We start from the raw sequence: 16,821 nt of genomic DNA, 5'->3' as shown, positions 1-16,821 counted from the left end.
GTGGGGAGCCGGCGGCCGTTCGAGGGCGGTCGCGTCGGATCGTCGTCCGGCGGGGAAATGGTGGGTGGGAATCCGGTGCCGGGCAGGACCGCGGCGCGACCGTGCATGTCCTGCGGTCCCGCTCCGCGTGGCTCCGGTGTGGCAGAGCCGGGGTCGGGGAGTGGGCCTGCCGGAGCGGGGACGGTCGAGAGCGGCTGGGGGAAGGCAGGCCCGGTGAGGGCTGAGAGTTTCGGCGTCCAGGGCAGCGCCCCGGGCATGGAGCCGCGTTGTGAGGGTGGCCTTGTCGGCTCGTCGGGCCGGGTAGTTGCCGGCCCGGTCGCGGTGGGTCCGGCGAAGATCGGTCCGGCGGGCGGCTGTGATACGGGGGGTGGTGGGGGGCCGTCGTCCGGCAGACTCTCGTCCGGCAGGCTGCCCGAGGCCCGGGCGGGAGATCCCGCCGCATCGGCCCGATGGAACAGCGCGGTGATCGAGGTGTACTCGGTCATGCTCAGAGCCTGCGCCCGTACCTGGACGCCGAGAACGCCGAGGGACACGCGGCGGTCCGACTCGACCGTGAAGCGCCAGCGGGCGGCCGGGGTGTCGCCGACGGTGAGGACTCCCACGGCGTCGTCCCGCCCGTTCGCCATCCTGGTCAACCGGGCGACGTCGGCGGCTGCGGGAGGGGCCGCGAGAATGAGTAGATCGGGTGCCAGCGCCCGTGGATTGCCGGTGACCCGATCGCGGCCGCCCGCGGTGACCGTCGGCGGGTCTGCCGGTGCCGGATCGACGCCGGTGCGACCGACGCCGGTGCGACCGGCGTCGTCCTGTGGTCCGGCGAGTTCGTCGAGGACGGCGCTCAGGTCGTCCGCTGTCCAGACCCGAGCGGGTGCGATCGTCGTCAGGTCGGCTCCGGTGCCGGCCGGGAAACCCACCAGACAGACCCGCAGATCATCCGACCACACGTTGGTTCCCAGCTCGATCGCCACGGCGATCGCGACCTCCGTCGCGACGTCCAGGTCGCCGATCAGGCTGATGATGCCCGGAGCGCCTTCCAGGTCGACGAGAATGCGTGACCCGGCGTCGTCCCGGCCGAAGGTGACGAGGGCCGGGAACGGAGCCGGCACGCCGGCCGTCATCTGGGCGATCATCTGGGCCGGCTGGTCACCGGGCAGACCGGGCATCCGCTCGATCCGCCAGGACCCGGGCACCTCGCCAACGGTCCATGGGGGCGGTGGAGGCTCCTCCTCCGCGGGTGCCATGTGCAGGATCAGCAGGTCGTCGGTGAGGATCGCCGCGTACACCGGGGGAAGCAGACGTCCCAGATCGGTCAGGCCGGCAGACAGAACGCGCAGTGAGCGGTCGACAAATCGGGCGGCATCCGTGTCGGCGGCCAGGAGCAGCGCGCGCTCTGTCTCGTCCTCCGGGGGGCTCGCCGGCCCCGACCGGCGTGTGGACAACGCCACCATGACTCCGGCGGCGAGCAGGCTGGCGGCTGCTATCCCCAGCAGACCCTGGGAGGACGGTCCGAAGGAGTCGGACGTGAGCAGGCCGGGTGTAGCGGGGCCACCGGTGACCACCGCGGTGTTCTGCGCCGAGACGACCGCGGCCGCGTCATCCAGGACCGCCAGCGCACGAGAGGCGCCGAGACGACCGTCGCTGTCCCCCGGCCCGGGGTCTTCGAAATCGGGATAGCTGGGTTCTGGATCATCGAGGCCCGGGTCGCCGGGGCCGTGGTTGTCGAGGTCAGTGAGGTCGTAGCCGCCGGGGGTGGGGGGCGCGGTACCCGTTTCGGCGGCAGGCCATCCCGGGACGGAGTCCGGCACATGCAGTGCCTGCAGGCCCTCGCCCTGCGCGTCGGCGGGCAGCAGCAGCACCCAGCCGGCATGGATGAGCGATGGCTTGGACAGCGTGCGGCCGTCCGGCTGGGCACGACCCTCGTTGAGGTCGAAGATCTCCCGATACCGTAGACCGTCACCGAGGAAGCGCTCCGCGATGCCCCAGAGGGTGTCGTGGTGGCGTCCCTCGGCAGGTCGCACCTCGTAGAGCTTCATCATGCGCCCGTTGGGCACGAGCCGGCTGTTCGGATCCGCGATCGGACTGATCAACTCGGCGTGGCGGACACGCGGTGTCATGCGGCCAGCCGGGCCAGCCGGGCCAGCCGGGCCAGCCGGGCCAGCCGGGCCAGCCGGGCCGCTCCCCGGTTCCGGCCGTGACGGCCAGGTCTGCTGGGTCGGTGCGCCGGCGCCGGGATCCGTTGTCGTGGTCACCGGAGCCCGATCACCCCTCGTGAGCGCGGGCGCCCTGTCGTCCGGAGCCGGCCGCGGAGCGACCAGGGCCGCCGAGGTCGTCGATACCGGCATTGCCGTCCCCATCCGGCCGGGCGCAGGCGGAACGGCGGGGGCCCGGGCGTATGTCATCGGGGCGACCAGAACCGTCGTCCCGGAGAACAACACGGATGTGGCGACGAGACGGCGGGCGAGGTTCTGGGGGGCGCCGCCCAGCGGTATCCGCGGGGCGAGGCCGGTACCGCGCAGCTCGGCTCGGCATTCCGCGATGAGACAGGCGGTGAAGTGCAGCCAGGCGGCCCAGAAGAGCAGGGACAGGATGGCTCGGACGACCGCGCCGGTTCCGCCCCTGCTCTGGAGCGGTGGACCCAGTACCAGGATCAGTACGACCGGAACGCCGAGGACGACACCGGCGATCGCAGCGATGGCCCCGGCGGCGCGCAGCCGTTCCCGAGACCGCAGCTCCGCGGAGACCACCGGCACCGGCTGGCGGGCCGGCACACTCCCGGGCCTGTCATCGACCATCCGATAGGGAGGGTCGCCGGCATGCGGAAGCCGCCGTCGTGACCGCGGTGCCGCCGCCGGAGAGGCGGACGTCATCGATGCCGGCGGCGAGGACGGCCGCGCGGATCGAAGTGGTGTCGATGGTGGCGGGAGCGGCGTGGACATGAACGTCCCCGATCAGGCGCAGGGTCGGGCGCATGGGCACTCCGGGCACGGCCTCGTGCCCGGTTGCGTGGCGCTCATGCTAGGTCGCTGGAAGCCGGTTTCCAGGGCGAAGCAGCAGTTCCCTGACCTTCTTGTGACCATTATCTGGATCCGGTCGATGGCATGTCTCCGCCGTGGATGCCGGCGCTCCAGGCTCTGGACTGGGGCGAGCCGACGGGACTTGCGGGAGCGGCGCCGAGCCGCCTGGATGCCCGCACGTCGATCTCGTGCAGTGGACACCCGGCCTCCTCGCGCTGCTGTGCCTGGACGGCGACAGAAGGACGAACCCGCTGTAATCGTACCAGTGTGGTTGCGTAGAGGAAATTTCGAGATGAAAGATCTATGATACCTTACTCAGGGTGGGCATCTGGTGTCGTTCTGATGCTAAATGTCCAAATTTATTCTTACGTTGAGTTATCTCTAAAAGTGTCCACTGTCGCGGCGTACCAGGGCAGGCGTATCTTCGATCGACCACCTTGTCCATTCCCGCATCCGCGGAACACCGGCGCTGGCCACACACCGAGGCCGGACCGACCCCGGAGTGGTCTGGTCATCCGGCACTCTGGATCTCGTTCTGAATCTCGGCGAGCCGCGCACGTAGCTGATCCAGCTGGGTGTGCAGTTCGGTGAGGGTCCGGTCGTATCCCGGCCAGACGGTGGTCCGGAAATCGACCGCGCTACGGCCGTCCCAGCTCTCCGGGTCGATCAGTACCTTCGCCGCGGCGCGGAGCTCGTCGAAATGGGTGAGCAGCGTGCCGTTGATGATCGTGGTGAGATCGGCGATGGCGGTCACGGCTTGTGGCGTGCTGCGGACGGTGACATCGGACGGCTGGGTCATGGTGTGCTCCGGTGACGGGGAACTGGACGGCCGTCTCGGCGGCAAAGCGCCTCGATGGCATGGAAGAGAGCGAACGGCGCAGTGGACAGTGGTCCCGGGAGGGTGCGGTCCCGGGAGGGTGCGGTCCCGGGGTGATCCCTCAGCTTCCGGCCGCGGCGGTTCGGCGGTTGATCTCGGTGATGCCGCGGGCGAGCTCGGCGAGGTTCGTCCGCAGGTCGGTCAGCGCGTTCTGTACCTCCGGCCAGACCTGGGCACGAAAAACCTGCGCCTTCGGGCCCTCCCAGTTTCGCGGGTCCGCCAACGTATTGCCATGATTGATCAGATTTGTCGTGGTCGCCTGCAGATCGGGTAGCTGTCGGCTCATCCGCCCGGCCGCCTGTTGGGCCGCTGGTGTGGTCACGGTTCGCACGGCATTGTTCCTTTCGGGACTCGAGCAGAGGGGGACGTGAGCAGGTTGGGTGTCGGGGGACAGGCGACCTGGACGGGAAGGACGGCTCCGCGGCGCACCAGCACCCCGCGACCTGGAGGCGCGGGGCCGCCGATCGTGCGGGACAGCCGGACTCCGAGCAGTTCGCCGTCACCCGGCCGCCCCGGGGCCAGGAGCAGCCCGTACCCACCGCGGCGGACGTCGACGAGGAATCCGCGGTACTGGCCCAGCAGCTCCTCGGTCGTACCGGCGACGATCAACACGCCGCCGCCGTCGCGTGCGGCCTGCCAGAAGGCCGCCAGCTCGGCCGCGGCCCGTTCACCGACCAGTTCGGCGTCGTCGACGAGGACGACCAGAGGTTCGTCCCCTGACAGGCCGGTTGGCAGGTCGGTCAGCGACCGGGTGGTGTCGGTCCGACGGGTCTTCGGCGTGACGGCTGACTCACCCCGCCCGCGGCCGCCGTGACGGCTGGTGCTGTTGCTTCCCGCCTCCTCCACGAGGTTCATGGTTCCGTCCAGAACGGCGACGACACCGGGTCGGTGGGCGAGGGAACGAAGGGGCGACGGACGCGGCGTCAACGCGACGATTCGGGCACCTTCGGTAAGGAGTGACAACGCCAGCGTGAGTAGAACGCAACTGCGCCCGGATCGTGGCGGGCCGCTGATCATGAAACCGGGACTGTCGGCATCCAGATCCACCTCGACGATCTCCAGCTCGTCCCCTCCGATTCCGATCGGCACGTGCAGCGAAGATCGATTTTCTGGGCGCATGGCCGCCGCCACGGATCTCCGCGACCGCCCGGGCGCGCGTTCCATCTGCTCGGATGTGACGAGGGAGGGCAGCGCGTCGATCCGGAAAGGACGACGATCGAAGCGCTCCGGCAGCCTTCGCGGCACCTCCACAGATCGGCCCGCATGGGACATCGCCCGAGAGCCCACCGCCCGCAGTGCCGCAACCTGAGCCCGGCCTGTGGGGTCCGCGTCGAGCAGCGCGATCTGTGTCTCCACGGGGCTGGGGAACCGACCTCCGACCGCGACCCCACGTCCGGCGGGCAGCGTCCCGGGCACGTCGAACGGGGACAGGCCGGCGAGCGCGTAGTCGGAAGGGTCGGCCATCCGCAGGAGTAGTCGTTCGTCGACGAGCGACGCCAGCCGCCCGATCAACCCTCGTCGATCGGTAGTGATGATCACTCGCAGGCCCGCCGCCTGACCTTCGCGCACCAGCCGCAGAAATTGGTCGACGAGTATTCCTCCGTCGACGTCCTCAAACGCGGCCAGAAATCCTTCGAACCGGTCGACGAGCAGCACCAGGTACGGCGATGGGCGCATGGCGTCGCCCGCATCGCCGGGGGACGGCCGCCACGACCGCCGGGCCTCGGCAAGATCCATGAAGCCTTTCCGGGAGAGGATCGTCTGCCGTTCGCTGATCTCATTGGCCAGACGGGCGAGGAGCCTCGCGACCCGCTCGGGATCGTCCCGGCTCACCACGGCACCGGAGTGCGGCAGGTCCGCGAGGGGTGCCAGGGCGTTGCCGCCGCAGTCCAGTCCGTAGAGATGGAGCTCGCCGACGGGCAGGGCGGTGGCGAGGGCGCCGGCAGCGGTGCGCAACACGGTCGAGCGCCCGGTCCGTGGCGAGCCGACGATCATGAGGTGGCCGCCGTGTTCCAGATCGATCGTGAAGGGCAGCTGAAGCTGACGGTCACAGTGATCGGCCAGCCCGATGGCGACGGGAGGGAGCCGAACGAGACCGTCCGCGTGGAGCCCGGGGGATCCGCTGGAGCCCGCCGGACGGTTGGAGCCCGCCGGACGGCGGCCGTAGCCATCCGCGGCGATGGTGTGGTCGCCAGGGCCGGTGTGGTCGCTCGGGTCGGTGCGGCCGGCGGTCGCCCCGACGAGGGCGTCGAGGGTAATCCGCTCAGGGAGCGGGGGAAGCCACGGACTGGGTACCGGAGAGATCCCGAGCCTCGTCGAGGCCTCCCGTATTGCCGAGACCAGAGCAGCCAGGTCGGTGCGCGGCTCTGCCAGGGACACGTCTTCCGACGGCGGTCCGTCCGACGGCGCCGGCACCACCTGGGACGTGTCGGCATCCCGACGTGGAGCGTCGTCCGGTTCCGGCCACGGTAGCGGGGTGACCCTGGGCACAGGAATTCCGGACGAGCCGTCTCCGCCTGGTCCGGTGACCGGATCCGGTCCACCGATCCACCCGGTCTGAACGGCTGTCGTGATGCCCGGGCCGGTGCGTACCACCGCCCGACCGGGAGTGGCCGGGCTGATCAGAGCAGCGGCCGGGCAGCCGACGACGTCCTCGCTCTCCGCCGCGTCGGTGACCCGCAACGCGATGCGCAGGTTCGTATTCGCCCGGATCTCCGGTGACACCACCCCCGCGGGGCGTTGGGTGGCCAGTAGGAGATGGATCCCGAGCGACCGTCCGCGTTGGGCCAGGTTGACCAATCCGGCGACGAATTCGGGTAGTTCGCGGGCTAGCGTGGCGAATTCGTCGACGACCAGAAGTAGGCGGGGAATCGTCGGACGCTCGATGGGATGAGGGAGCAGACGTCGAAAGGCGTCGAGGTCCTTCGCTCCGGCTGCGGCCAACATCCGTTCCCGTCTGCGAAGCTCCGCGCTGAGCGAGCTCAGCGCGCGTCGAACCAGGTGCGGATCGAGGTCGGTGACCATACCGACGGTGTGGGGGAGAGCGGCGCACTCGGCGAACGCGCTGCCTCCCTTGTAGTCAACCAGCACGAAGATCATCTCGTCCGGGCGGTACATCACGGCGTGCGCAGCAATGATCGTCTGCAGCAGTTCGGACTTTCCCGCCCCGGTCGTGCCAGCGACCAGCCCGTGCGGTCCGTCGCGAGAGAGATCGATCGTGAACCTCCCACCCTCACCGATCCCGACTGGTACCGCCCTGCTCGCCGCGCCCCGGGGCGGCTGCGGCACCGATGACCAGAAATCTTGGATCACCTTCGGCCTGGGTGGGCCGGCGCCGAGGATGTCCAGGAGCCGGACGGCGGAGGGAAGGCCCTCGGAGTCGTCGTCACCGGCGTCGCGCAGCGGCGCCAAGGCTCTGGCGACCGACTCACACCAGCCGGCCGCGGAGGCCAGTCCCGCGGCATCGACGGCCGGTGCTCCGGCCTGGCCGGTGAGACCGATAAGGTCCGGGCAGACATGTCTGATCACGGCTGACCGATCCTGCCGCATCAACAACTCGTCGCCGTCCTGTTCGACAATGGCCCGGCATTCGGGCGGAAGGTCCCGGACGTCGGCCTCCAGGCAGATGATGTGGATGCCGACCGCCGGTCCGCCGCGTAGCACGGTCGTCATCCCGGGAACGGAGCGCAGCATCCGGGCCCCGTCCAGCACGACCAGGATGTCGGGGTCGGATCTGGGCGCCTCGGGCGGATGGGCGCGGCGACTCTCGATCAAGGATGTAAGTTCGGCGATCCGGCGGGAGCGGCTGACCTCGTCGGCTCCGACGAAAATGGCTTTCTCCTGTACCAACGGCCGACAGTGCGGCAGCCAGCGGATCCATCGCCAGGCATCGACGATGCCTGTGGAGCCGATCAGTAGACAGATCCGGAGATCGCGAGGGCTGTGCAGGACAGCGGCCTGGATGACGAGCCAGCTGCCGAGAAGCTGCGGCAACATGCCCCGACCGGTGACGCCGAGCACTCCCCGCTCGGCCAGAGCAATGACGGCGGGGACATCGGGAGCGACCCAGGCCGGGGGCTGCCGGGGCGTGACGGCGACAGGGGAGGGGTCCGTGGTCCGGACCCTGCTTGGCAGGTCGGCCGTGCCGAACCTCAGGTGCAGGTGCTCGGGGTCATGACGACGCCGCTCCCACAGCGTCGCAGTCGGTCCCTGAGCGGTGGCGAGGAGGCTTGCCGGATCGGGGTGGCTGCGACGACGCTCGGCGCATTCCGCCGCAAGTGCGGCACGAGCCGCGGCCTCGACGCCGTCCCGCTCCTGCCGGTAGCGGGCCATGGCCGCACGGAACTCCCGGCCCTCCCGCCGTCGGCCGCTCACCACGGAGGCGGCCAGGCTCACTGGCGCCAGCACCGCGAAGAGCAGAACGTAGACCGTCCGCAGCAGGGCTGCCATGCCCAGGGCGGCGACAAGCGGCAGCACCGTCGTGAGCACCGGAACCTGAACACGGCGGGGTTCGGCGGGTGCGGCCGGCAGGACAAAGACGGACTCCCGCTCCGGCGGATGCAGGCGAGGCGGACGGTTGACGTCGAGCATGCCAGGAGCGGAGACGGACGGGCGGGTCAGCACCGTGAGCGGTGCGGGCCGCACGAGCAGCAACGTCACCGGGGCGATCCGCACCGCGGCCAGGATGGTGCCGGCAGGCGACGATGGATGGTCGCCGACGACGGCCGCGCCCGGACCGGCTGTGACGGTGCACCGACCGCCGACCTCGACCCGGATGGTCAGCGCGGGCTCGTCGCTGCTGTGACCCCCCAGCGTGACAGTGCAGCCGGGTCCCGAGCCGACGGTGAACTCACCCGCCGGCAGGTGGTGAATGTCGCCCGCCCCGGGTCCGCCGATGATCATCAGGTCGACCAGACCCGTCCCGCGGACCCGCCGGGACACCGCAGCATCAAGGCTTACCACCGCACCCTCACGCAGCGGCGAGGAGGCCAGGGTCGTCTCCGGGTCGAGTGGACGGACGGTACCGGAGACGTTGATCGAGGGCCCGGCCCGCGCCGGTGTGGGAGTACGCCGCTGCGGGCGGACAGCGGCGGCCATCGCCCCGGCCACCGCACGGAGTGGGGTTTCCGGGGCGGCGGTCAGTAGTACGTCCGTGCTGGAATTCCGGGTGGCATCGCGGACGGTGAGGGTGAAGCGCATGTATGGAAGATACGGCGTGGAAAAGCGGGGAGCGGGACCGGCCGACGGGGAGTTCTTCTACTTGGTGTTGTGGTCGAAATACGTGGTGGCGCAGAAACCACCATGACGATTCATGGCGAGTCGCGAGGACGATGCTCCCGCCCGACCGTGCGTGCCGTCGCCCGGGTGCGCATCACCTCCGTACCCGCCAGCTCCACCATGGCGTCACCCACCTCGGCAGCGTCGGCCGGGATCGGTAAACCGAGCGCAGGTTCGGGTGAGCGTGCCTGGCCGGTCGGAGACGGCCCGGCCGACAGGGCCACTCCGACGCTCACTGACATGCTGATCCGATGACCGTGCACGTCCAGCGGTTCGTCCAAGGAGGAGATGAGCCGCTCGGCCAGGGTCGCGGCCTCGGCCGCGGTAACGGGTCCGATGAGGATGACGAATTCGTCCCCGCCCCAGCGTCCGATAATGTCGCCGGGGTGGAGTATTTTCGAAAAGCGGCGGGCGGCACCCAGAACGGCATCGCCCATCGGACAGCCGAAGGAGAAATTGACTCGACGAAATGCATCCAGGTCAAGGAAGGGCGGGGTCAAACGGTCGGCAGGTCAGCTGCGCCGACGGACAATATGGAATCCCGCCTCGGCCAGAATCATCGGTATCAGCCTGATGGTCTCGTGGTCCTTCTCGCGACTGGGGGCATCAAGGTCGTCCCACGGCACAAGCATGGGATGAGTTTTTCGATCGTTGTCCCGGTGTGGTCCGTACCGCCACCCGTTGGCCTGTCGCTCGACCATCCACCGCTCGTGTTCCCGCTTCGCGAGAATTTCAACCTCGTTGTGCTGTGCGTCGGTCACACTGAAAGAAAAAGGATCGTCTCGGACAGCGCCGGCAACGATTCCACAGCCGATCATGTCGAGTTTTCGGCGGATGTCGCGGGCTTGTTCGTAGTTGGCGTTGCGAAAATCCTCCGAGAGATTTTCCCAGGCGACGAGCGCGCGGTTTTCTTCCGGTCTTTCGCCGGCTTCCATCCGCCGCCGGCAGTAGTCTCGGTGTATTCCTTTGGCGAGCTGTTCGACCTGGGGATCCTGTAGCTGGTCGGGATCGCAGACGCGGTCCAGCAGCGGAAAAACGGTGAGGCCGCGGTAGAGGATGTCCAGCGGTCGCGCGCCGTCACCGCTACCGAAGGCCTGCCCGAAGGGAGTCATGCGATCCACCCGAACGATCACCTTGCGGTGTCCGGGCAGCCGGGACACCGCAAGAGCCTTGCGTAACGCCAGTTCCTCGTCCTCGTAGCAGATGAACACCAACTGCATGGTTCCTTCCGGGGCGTATCCATCCAGAAGACCGTTCAGGTCGACCTCGTCGGAACCCGTATCCTGGCAGACGGTGTCTACCATCGCCTCGACGAGGCCATAGCGGGTCTGCAGCAGCCTCAGTACACCGCTGGCATTCTTGTCGATGAGGGTCACCTGCATTCGCGACGTCGCACCTACCTCTCTGCGGCGCCGCGCGAGTTCCAGAAGCAGCTCCCGGCCGAACGGGCCCATACCCACTATCACGACGGACAGACCAGGGGGCGCGAACGCGATCCGTTCGTCGTCGAGCAGAAGACCTGCACCGAGACGGGCGGTGTTGAAGAACTCGACCGTGAGACGACCGATGTGTTCCCTGCCGAGCAGAAGCGTCCACAGGGCGTCGAGCACGTCAGGATCCGACTCCTCCGCGTAGCATGTCAGCGGGCGGTGGCGCTGGCGTGACACCTGCTCCGCCGCCGCGACGACAGCGGCGTTATATCCGGACGCAGTCCCACACACGTACAGTTGGTCGGCCCGGGCCACGCCAGCCCGCCGTAGCACATCCCCGCGACGCGCATCTCCCCGTAGCAGGACCAGACCAAGACGGCGGGCGTGTTCCGCGATTTCGATACTGTCGACGTCATCGATCAGTACAATCTGGCGGGACGCGGCCCGCAGGCGTTCCGCGAAGGCAAGCGCCGTCGGTCCGCTGCCACAGATGACCGCGTGCCCCCGGGACAGCGTGGCCTGGAGGGCGGCCATCGGTTTGACCAGCGTATCCGCGAGTACATAAGCAGTGGCCGCAGGCGCCAGGAAACGGGCGATCTCAAAGGAGATCGGGAGACCGACATCATTGGGCAGGTCTGGTGGCTGGACGAAGAAAAGCCCCAGGCTGCCGTAGGCGATGTCGGTGGCGCTGAGGCCGGCGCCGGGGCTTCGGGACAGCTGCCAGAGCCCGACCATCCCCAGGCTGAATGCTGAAACCGCGGCAAGCAGACATAGGCGTCGCCAGCCGGCGGGCGGCTGGAACAGTCCGTTGAACATCCAGCGGACGGTCCGCACCGGGTGGCGCATCCGGGAGGACACGACTACCACGGCGCCTTCCATGTTCCGAAAAATGATCAGCAGGACATCATAGAACACGTGCCTACCAGCCTCCTGTTTCCTCCGCCAGCCAACAGTTCAGCCAGGCCCCGGGACCGGGCGTCGGGAGGTTTCGTCGGGGAGCCGGACCCGTGATTGATCTCTCCCTGATATTCATCGACGAGATATTCCGACGACCGGGAAAGTAACGGAATCGAGGTCCGCCGGGGTGAGGATTCAGCGGATGAATCGACGGCGGCCGGCGGCCGGCGGCTCGCCGGGCATGGCCCCCTTCCGCAGCACGCGGCGCCGCACTCACACCCACCCCTCTCACCGGTGCCCGGCAGGAACCGGCGGAAGCGGCCACCCCGGCCTGGCGTGTGCCGTGCTCACCTGCTCCCGGTCTGAGTCGCGCGGCTGGTCCCGGCCTGAGCCGAAAGGCTCCGGACCACGGCGCGGCTCACGCCGCCTTGCCCGGTTGCCGTCAAGAACGTCCCCGTCAGTCATACCCGAAACGTCCCCATCAGCCATACCTGATCGCTACTCAGCCGGGTCAGGATAACGCGAGTGGCGCAACGCCAGCCATCACTCACAGGTACTGAGCTTCAATGCGTGGAGTCATGTTGGCCGCAGCTCCTCCCAGCCCAGGCCGGTTTCGGCGAGGAACCCCAACAGCAACGCGGGCCGGTACTGCAGCCGTTTCAGTCCGTGTTTGGCCGCCTGGTGGACATCGTCGAGGGTGCGGGCGGCCAGGTTCACCAGGGCGGTGCGCTTGAGCTGGGACCACACCCCTCCGCCGGATTCAGCTCGGGCGTGTAAGCCGGCAGCAACACCGTGCTCACCCAGCCGGCGTGCTCACCCAGCCGGCGTGCTCCCGCAGGAACGCGGCCATGATGTGTGTCGTCCGGGCGGCGCTTGCAGCCCGGCACGGTGCGTACTGCCATCCTGAACGGAGCCTACGGTGCCGAGCCCGCGGTCCGGCGCAGTGTCTGGCGGTCGGCTGCCAGGACAAGTTCTCGGGCCTGCTGGAAAGCGCGAGGCTGCCGGCATGGTGAGAACTCGAACCCGCCCAGGCCTGTGCTGGCGAGCGTTTCGCCGACATGCTCCGCAGATGCACGGTCAGTTCAAGGTCATGGGCGCGGCGGTTCGGGCCGCAGGCGAGAGGCCCGCGGCTACGAGCGGCACCGTTCCCAGAGCGTAAGGTAGGCGCGGGCCATCTGGCGGTCAGTGAAGGTGCTCACGGCCGCCTGGCGTGCCCGTTTCCCCAGCCGGTGGCGCAGGACCGGATCATCCCGCAGCCGGCACAGCGCAGCGGCCAGGGCGGCCGGGTCGACGGCGGGCACGAGCAGCCCGGTCTCGCCGTCGATCACTGCTTCGGAGACGCCGCCGACCGGTGTCGCCACCACCGGCAGCCCGGGTAGCATCGCCTCGACGATCGCCAGCGGAAAGCCCTCCGTCCTGGACGGCAGGCAGAAGACGTCGAAGCCGGCCAGGGCGTCGCGCGCCGCGTCGGACCAGCCGGTAAGGGCGAACCGGTCGGCCACCCCGCTGGCCGCCGCGAGTTCGATCAGCTGGCGGCGCTCGGCCCCGTCGCCGACGACAACCACGTTCGCCCCGTCCATCGTGGCCAAAGCTGCGATGAGCACGTCATAGCCCTTCATCCGATCGAGCCGGCCGAGGCTACCCACCACCATCGGGCCGGGCCGGCCGGCCGTCGTGGCGGGGCGCCGAGGCCGGGGGCAGCATTCGGGATGCTGCGCACCGAACCGCGTCCCAGGACGTAGAAGTCCTCCACCCGTCGCGCGTTGCCGGCTCCCACGGCGACCCGGGCGTCCGCCCGCCGCGACAGCGCCCTGGTCCGCAGGAGCAGCGGCAGGTCAGTCGTCCGCAGCGGAAGCTGATCGACGGCGACGACCCGCAGATCGCAACCGGCCACTCCGGCCGTCAGGCCGGCGGCCAGCATCGGCGCGCACGCCCACGGCACACACCGGTTGACGTGCAGGACGGCCGGGGCGTACCCGGCGCAGCAACCGCACGTGCGCGCCAGTCCCCCGCGCACGACATGGACGGACGCGCCGCCGCGCCAGCGGCCGGCGACCCATTCGACTAGCCCGGCGTTGGGACCGGCATCTGGCGGAAGCCATGATCGACTACTGTCGGGATGGGCTACGCCGGCTGCGGGTTCGCTGAGGGTCGGTAGGCTGGGGCAGTCATCTCTGGAGTAGTCATCTGCAGGATGGCGATCCGTCATCTGGCCCGCCCGGGAGCGTTCACGAAACGCCACCCTCGTGGCTAGCTGGTGCTTTCTGCGGCAAGAGGGTGTGTTGATGTCGATCGAGGAGTCCGGGGTAACCGAGGTGGCGGGGCCGCGGTCCGGCTACCGGACCGACGCGGTCGCGGCCGATGCCGCAGCCGCTCCCGACGGGACGGCTGTCCGTCTCGCCGGCCGCGTGGTCCTGTGGCGCCGTATGGGCGGGCTGATCTTCGGGCATCTCCAGGACCGTAGCGGCCGGGTGCAGGTTTCCCTGTCCAAGACTGATCTGGGCGCCGAGGTCGTCAAGGAATGCTCCCGGGCCGTGAAGATCGGCGACTTCGTCGGGATCGCCGGCAGCCTCTACACCACCCGCCGCGGCGAACGGACCGTCGCCATCTCCGAGATGACGGTGCTGAACCGGACCGTGCGTGCCCTTCCGGACAAGTGGCAGGGCCTGTCCAACGTCGAGGCTCGTTACCGCCGCCGCTACCTCGACCTGCTTGTCAACGCCGAGTCCCGGGAACGCTTCCAGACCAGAGCGAACATCATCAGGCGGATTCGCCGTTTCCTTGACGACAACGACTTCCTCGAAGTCGAAACCCCGATGCTGCAAGAGGCAGCGTCCGGTGCCGCGGCCCGCCCGTTCATCACCAGGCACAACGCTCTCGGTGAGGACTTCTACCTGCGGATCTCCCCCGAGACCTATCTCAAGCGGATCGTCGTCGGCGCCTACGACCGCGTCTACGAACTTGGCCGCAACTTCCGCAACGAAGGCATGGACTCCTCGCACCTCCAGGAGTTCACGATGCTGGAGTGGTACGCCGCCTACTGGGACTACCGCGACAACATGGCCTTCGTCCGCGAACTGATCCTCACGGTCCTCGACGACGTCCTCGGCACCCGGGCGGTTATCTACGGGGGTGTCAAGCTCGACTTCGGCGCAGACTGGCCGGAGATCGACTACCGGGCCGAGGTGGAGCGGCGCACCGGCATCGACCTCACCGTCGTCCGCGATCTTCCCACTCTGCGTGCCCGGGTGGCCGAGCTCGGCTTGGACGTCGGGACCTCCCCGTCCTACGCCGGCCTGGTAGACCTGCTCTACAAGAAGACGGTCCGACCCGATCTCGTCCAGCCGTGCTTCCTCGTGCACCACCCGGCGGAACTGGTCCCGCTGGCCCGGCGCAGCGACACCGACCCCACCGCGCTTGACATGTTCCAGGTCGTGGTGAACGGCGTGGAGATCGTCAAGGCTTACTCCGAACTCGTCGACCCCGCCGAGCAGCGGCAGCGGCTTGAGGAACAGGCCGTGCTGCGGGAGGCCGGCGACGACGAGACCATGATGCTCGAAGAGGACTTCATCGAGGCCATGGAATACGGGATGCCCCCGATGTCCGGCCTCGGGCTCGGCATCGACCGGTTCGTTGCCCTGCTCACCGGCGCCCCGACCCTCCGCGACGTCGTCCTCTTCCCCACCATGCGCGGCGCCCACAAAGACCAGACAGCCCCCGTTGAAGATGACCTGTGACGGGGGCCCCTAAAGAAACTCTCGAACACGTCGCCGCCGACCGCTACAGAGCCCTCCCACTCCTTGCTACCAGAGTGCGGGCCGGTGCTCCGGCCTTCAGGCCGGGGGTGAAGGCCCGCGTGCGGGGTGCGAGAACTCGGCCACCGGCGTTGGCCTGGTCTTTTAGGCGGCTCGTTCGTATTCGTTGATCAGGCCGCCGAGGACGGGCTGGCGTTTGATCCGTTCCTGGCTCAGGTCCGCGACGGGGTGGTCGGGCCGTGGTGGTTGAAGGTCGCGGCCGCGGTGGGGCGTCGTCCGTCGTAGCGCCGTGCGTACTCAGCCAGGACAACGCGCAGGTGCCGCTCCCCGAATATCGGCATCCGGTCGGTGACCTCGGTCCGGACGGTTCGGACAAACCGTTCCGCGTGGGCGTTCGCCCGCGGGGTCCGGGGTGGGATCGTGACGGTGGTGATGCCGGCGTCGGCGAGGACCGCGTCGAACGACGAGGTGAACTGTCCGGCGCGGTCACGGACCAGGAACCGGAAGTCGGCCGCCCGGTCACCGAGGTCCAGGAGGAGGTTCCGGGCTTGTTGGGTGCTCCACGGTCCGTCGGGGTGGGCGGTGACCCCGAGGATGTGGACGGAGCGGGAGCCGACCTCGATGGCGAAGAAGCAGTACAGACGCCGCAGCGTCAGCGCGCAGTCCATGTGGAGGAAGTCCACCGCCAGCATTGTCGAGGCCCGCGTACACAGGAACTGCCGCCACGTCGTGTCGGTCCGCCGTTGCGGAGCTGGTGGCAGCCCGAGGGTCTTCAGGATCCGGCGGATCGTGGAGGCGCTCATCCGGTGGCCGAGTTTGAGGAGCTCGCCCTGGATCCGCTGGTAGCCCCATGTCGTGTTCTCGGTCGCGAGCCGCTTGATCAGCGTGGCGATCTCCGAGCTGATCGGTGGCCGTCCGGTCCGCTGCGGGTGGGTCCCTTTCCGTGTGACCAGACGCCGGTGCCACCGCAGAACGGTGCCCGGGGTGACCAGCCGTGCGTTCCCAGCGCCTTGGGGAGAAGCCTGATCAGTGCGGCGAGCACCGCCCGATCCGCCCAGTCCCACCGCGGCCTCGGCTGGGTAGGGCGTAGCACCGCGACCTCATGCCGCAACACCAGCAGCTCGATGTCCTTCGACGCCGACGAACGACCGAGCAGCACCAGCCAGCCACATACCCGCACGAAGATCAGATAGACCAGGCGTACAGACACAGCTGACCATCATGCCGACCACCACGCTGTCGCATAACCCCAGCTCACGGGCCCAAGCCGACTCCTGGCACCCCACACGGCGGGACAGCAGGCGGCGGAGACGGTGGCCGCAGCAATTCCGCGCACGACGCGACGTCCGCACCATGTCCGCAGCGGCGATGGCGTCAGCTCGGAGATTTCGGACGCCGAAAGCATTGTTCCTGGTCAGAGGCCCGTCCACAACGGACGGGCCCGACCGCGAAGGGCGGAGGCTCGGGGATTTGAACCCCGGAGGGGGTGTATGCCCCCAACCGCATTAGCAGTGCGGCGCCATAGACCGGACTAGGCGAAGCCTCCCAACGTGCCTGCTCATCATAGCGTCTCC

The 16,821-nt window shown here is 68.9% G+C and carries 10 protein-coding genes, 1 tRNA gene and 1 pseudogene; 1 reads left to right on the top strand and 11 read right to left on the bottom strand.

Going from position 1 to position 16,821, the window contains the following annotated elements:
* From AC08OO_RS07980 to AC08OO_RS07940, 9 genes are all read right to left on the bottom strand, one after another.
* Positions 1–2,789 (bottom strand): LysM peptidoglycan-binding domain-containing protein (locus AC08OO_RS07980; RefSeq protein ID WP_476618378.1); only part of this gene is annotated, 2,789 nt, incomplete at its 3' end.
* 733 nt (positions 2,790–3,522) lie between these two features.
* Positions 3,523–3,810, bottom strand: coding sequence for a hypothetical protein (locus AC08OO_RS07975; RefSeq protein WP_476610100.1), 288 nt, complete (start codon positions 3,808–3,810; stop codon positions 3,523–3,525).
* Between the two features lie 139 nt (positions 3,811–3,949).
* Entirely contained in the window at positions 3,950–4,219 is a 270-nt protein-coding gene (locus AC08OO_RS07970; RefSeq protein WP_476608401.1) for a pyrophosphorylase, read from the bottom strand.
* Entirely contained in the window at positions 4,207–9,087 is a 4,881-nt protein-coding gene (locus AC08OO_RS07965; RefSeq protein ID WP_476610099.1) for an FtsK/SpoIIIE domain-containing protein, read from the bottom strand. Before AC08OO_RS07965 ends, AC08OO_RS07970 begins: the two co-directional genes overlap by 13 nt.
* A gap of 110 nt (positions 9,088–9,197) precedes the next feature.
* Positions 9,198–9,665 (bottom strand): GGDEF domain-containing protein, encoded by a 468-nt coding sequence (locus tag AC08OO_RS07960; protein ID WP_476610098.1) that lies wholly within the window; start codon positions 9,663–9,665, stop codon positions 9,198–9,200.
* A gap of 12 nt (positions 9,666–9,677) precedes the next feature.
* Positions 9,678–11,411, bottom strand: a complete 1,734-nt coding sequence (locus AC08OO_RS07955) for a RyR domain-containing protein (protein ID WP_476610097.1) — start codon at positions 11,409–11,411, stop codon at positions 9,678–9,680.
* A 657-nt stretch (positions 11,412–12,068) separates the two neighbouring features.
* Positions 12,069–12,239 (bottom strand): hypothetical protein, encoded by a 171-nt coding sequence (locus AC08OO_RS07950; RefSeq protein ID WP_476610096.1) that lies wholly within the window; start codon positions 12,237–12,239, stop codon positions 12,069–12,071.
* A 383-nt stretch (positions 12,240–12,622) separates the two neighbouring features.
* Entirely contained in the window at positions 12,623–13,144 is a 522-nt protein-coding gene (locus AC08OO_RS07945; RefSeq protein WP_476610095.1) for a glycosyltransferase, read from the bottom strand.
* On the bottom strand, positions 13,108–13,509 hold the full coding sequence (locus AC08OO_RS07940; RefSeq protein WP_476610094.1) for a hypothetical protein: 402 nt from the start codon (positions 13,507–13,509) through the stop codon (positions 13,108–13,110). The genes AC08OO_RS07945 and AC08OO_RS07940 overlap by 37 nt, the downstream gene beginning before the upstream one ends.
* A 268-nt stretch (positions 13,510–13,777) precedes the next feature.
* On the opposite strand from AC08OO_RS07940, the gene lysS reads away from it, so the two are divergent.
* A complete protein-coding gene (gene lysS / locus AC08OO_RS07935; protein WP_476610093.1) occupies positions 13,778–15,229 on the top strand; it encodes a lysine--tRNA ligase in 1,452 nt (483 codons plus the stop codon).
* Between the two features lie 162 nt (positions 15,230–15,391).
* On the opposite strand, the pseudogene AC08OO_RS07930 reads toward lysS, so the two are convergent.
* Together AC08OO_RS07930 and AC08OO_RS07925 are read right to left on the bottom strand one after the other, a co-directional pair.
* A pseudogene (locus AC08OO_RS07930) lies at positions 15,392–16,457 on the bottom strand (integrase core domain-containing protein).
* Positions 16,458–16,702: 245 nt separating this feature from the next.
* Positions 16,703–16,793 (bottom strand) — tRNA-Ser (locus AC08OO_RS07925).
* Between the last annotated feature and the right edge of the window lie 28 nt (positions 16,794–16,821).

The sequence above is a fragment of the Frankia sp. CeCAU1 genome (assembly GCF_977971845.1).
This window is presented reverse-complemented; position numbering and strand designations above follow the sequence as displayed.

Coding starts and splice junctions, on each gene's coding strand:
- AC08OO_RS07975 (WP_476610100.1), bottom strand. CDS start 3,810: ATGACCCAGCCGTCCGATGTCACCGTCCGCAGCACGCCACAAGCCGTG.
- AC08OO_RS07965 (WP_476610099.1), bottom strand. CDS start 9,087: ATGCGCTTCACCCTCACCGTCCGCGATGCCACCCGGAATTCCAGCACG.
- AC08OO_RS07955 (WP_476610097.1), bottom strand. CDS start 11,411: ATGTTCAACGGACTGTTCCAGCCGCCCGCCGGCTGGCGACGCCTATGT.
- AC08OO_RS07945 (WP_476610095.1), bottom strand. CDS start 13,144: ATGGTGGTGGGTAGCCTCGGCCGGCTCGATCGGATGAAGGGCTATGAC.
- lysS (WP_476610093.1), top strand. CDS start 13,778: ATGTCGATCGAGGAGTCCGGGGTAACCGAGGTGGCGGGGCCGCGGTCC.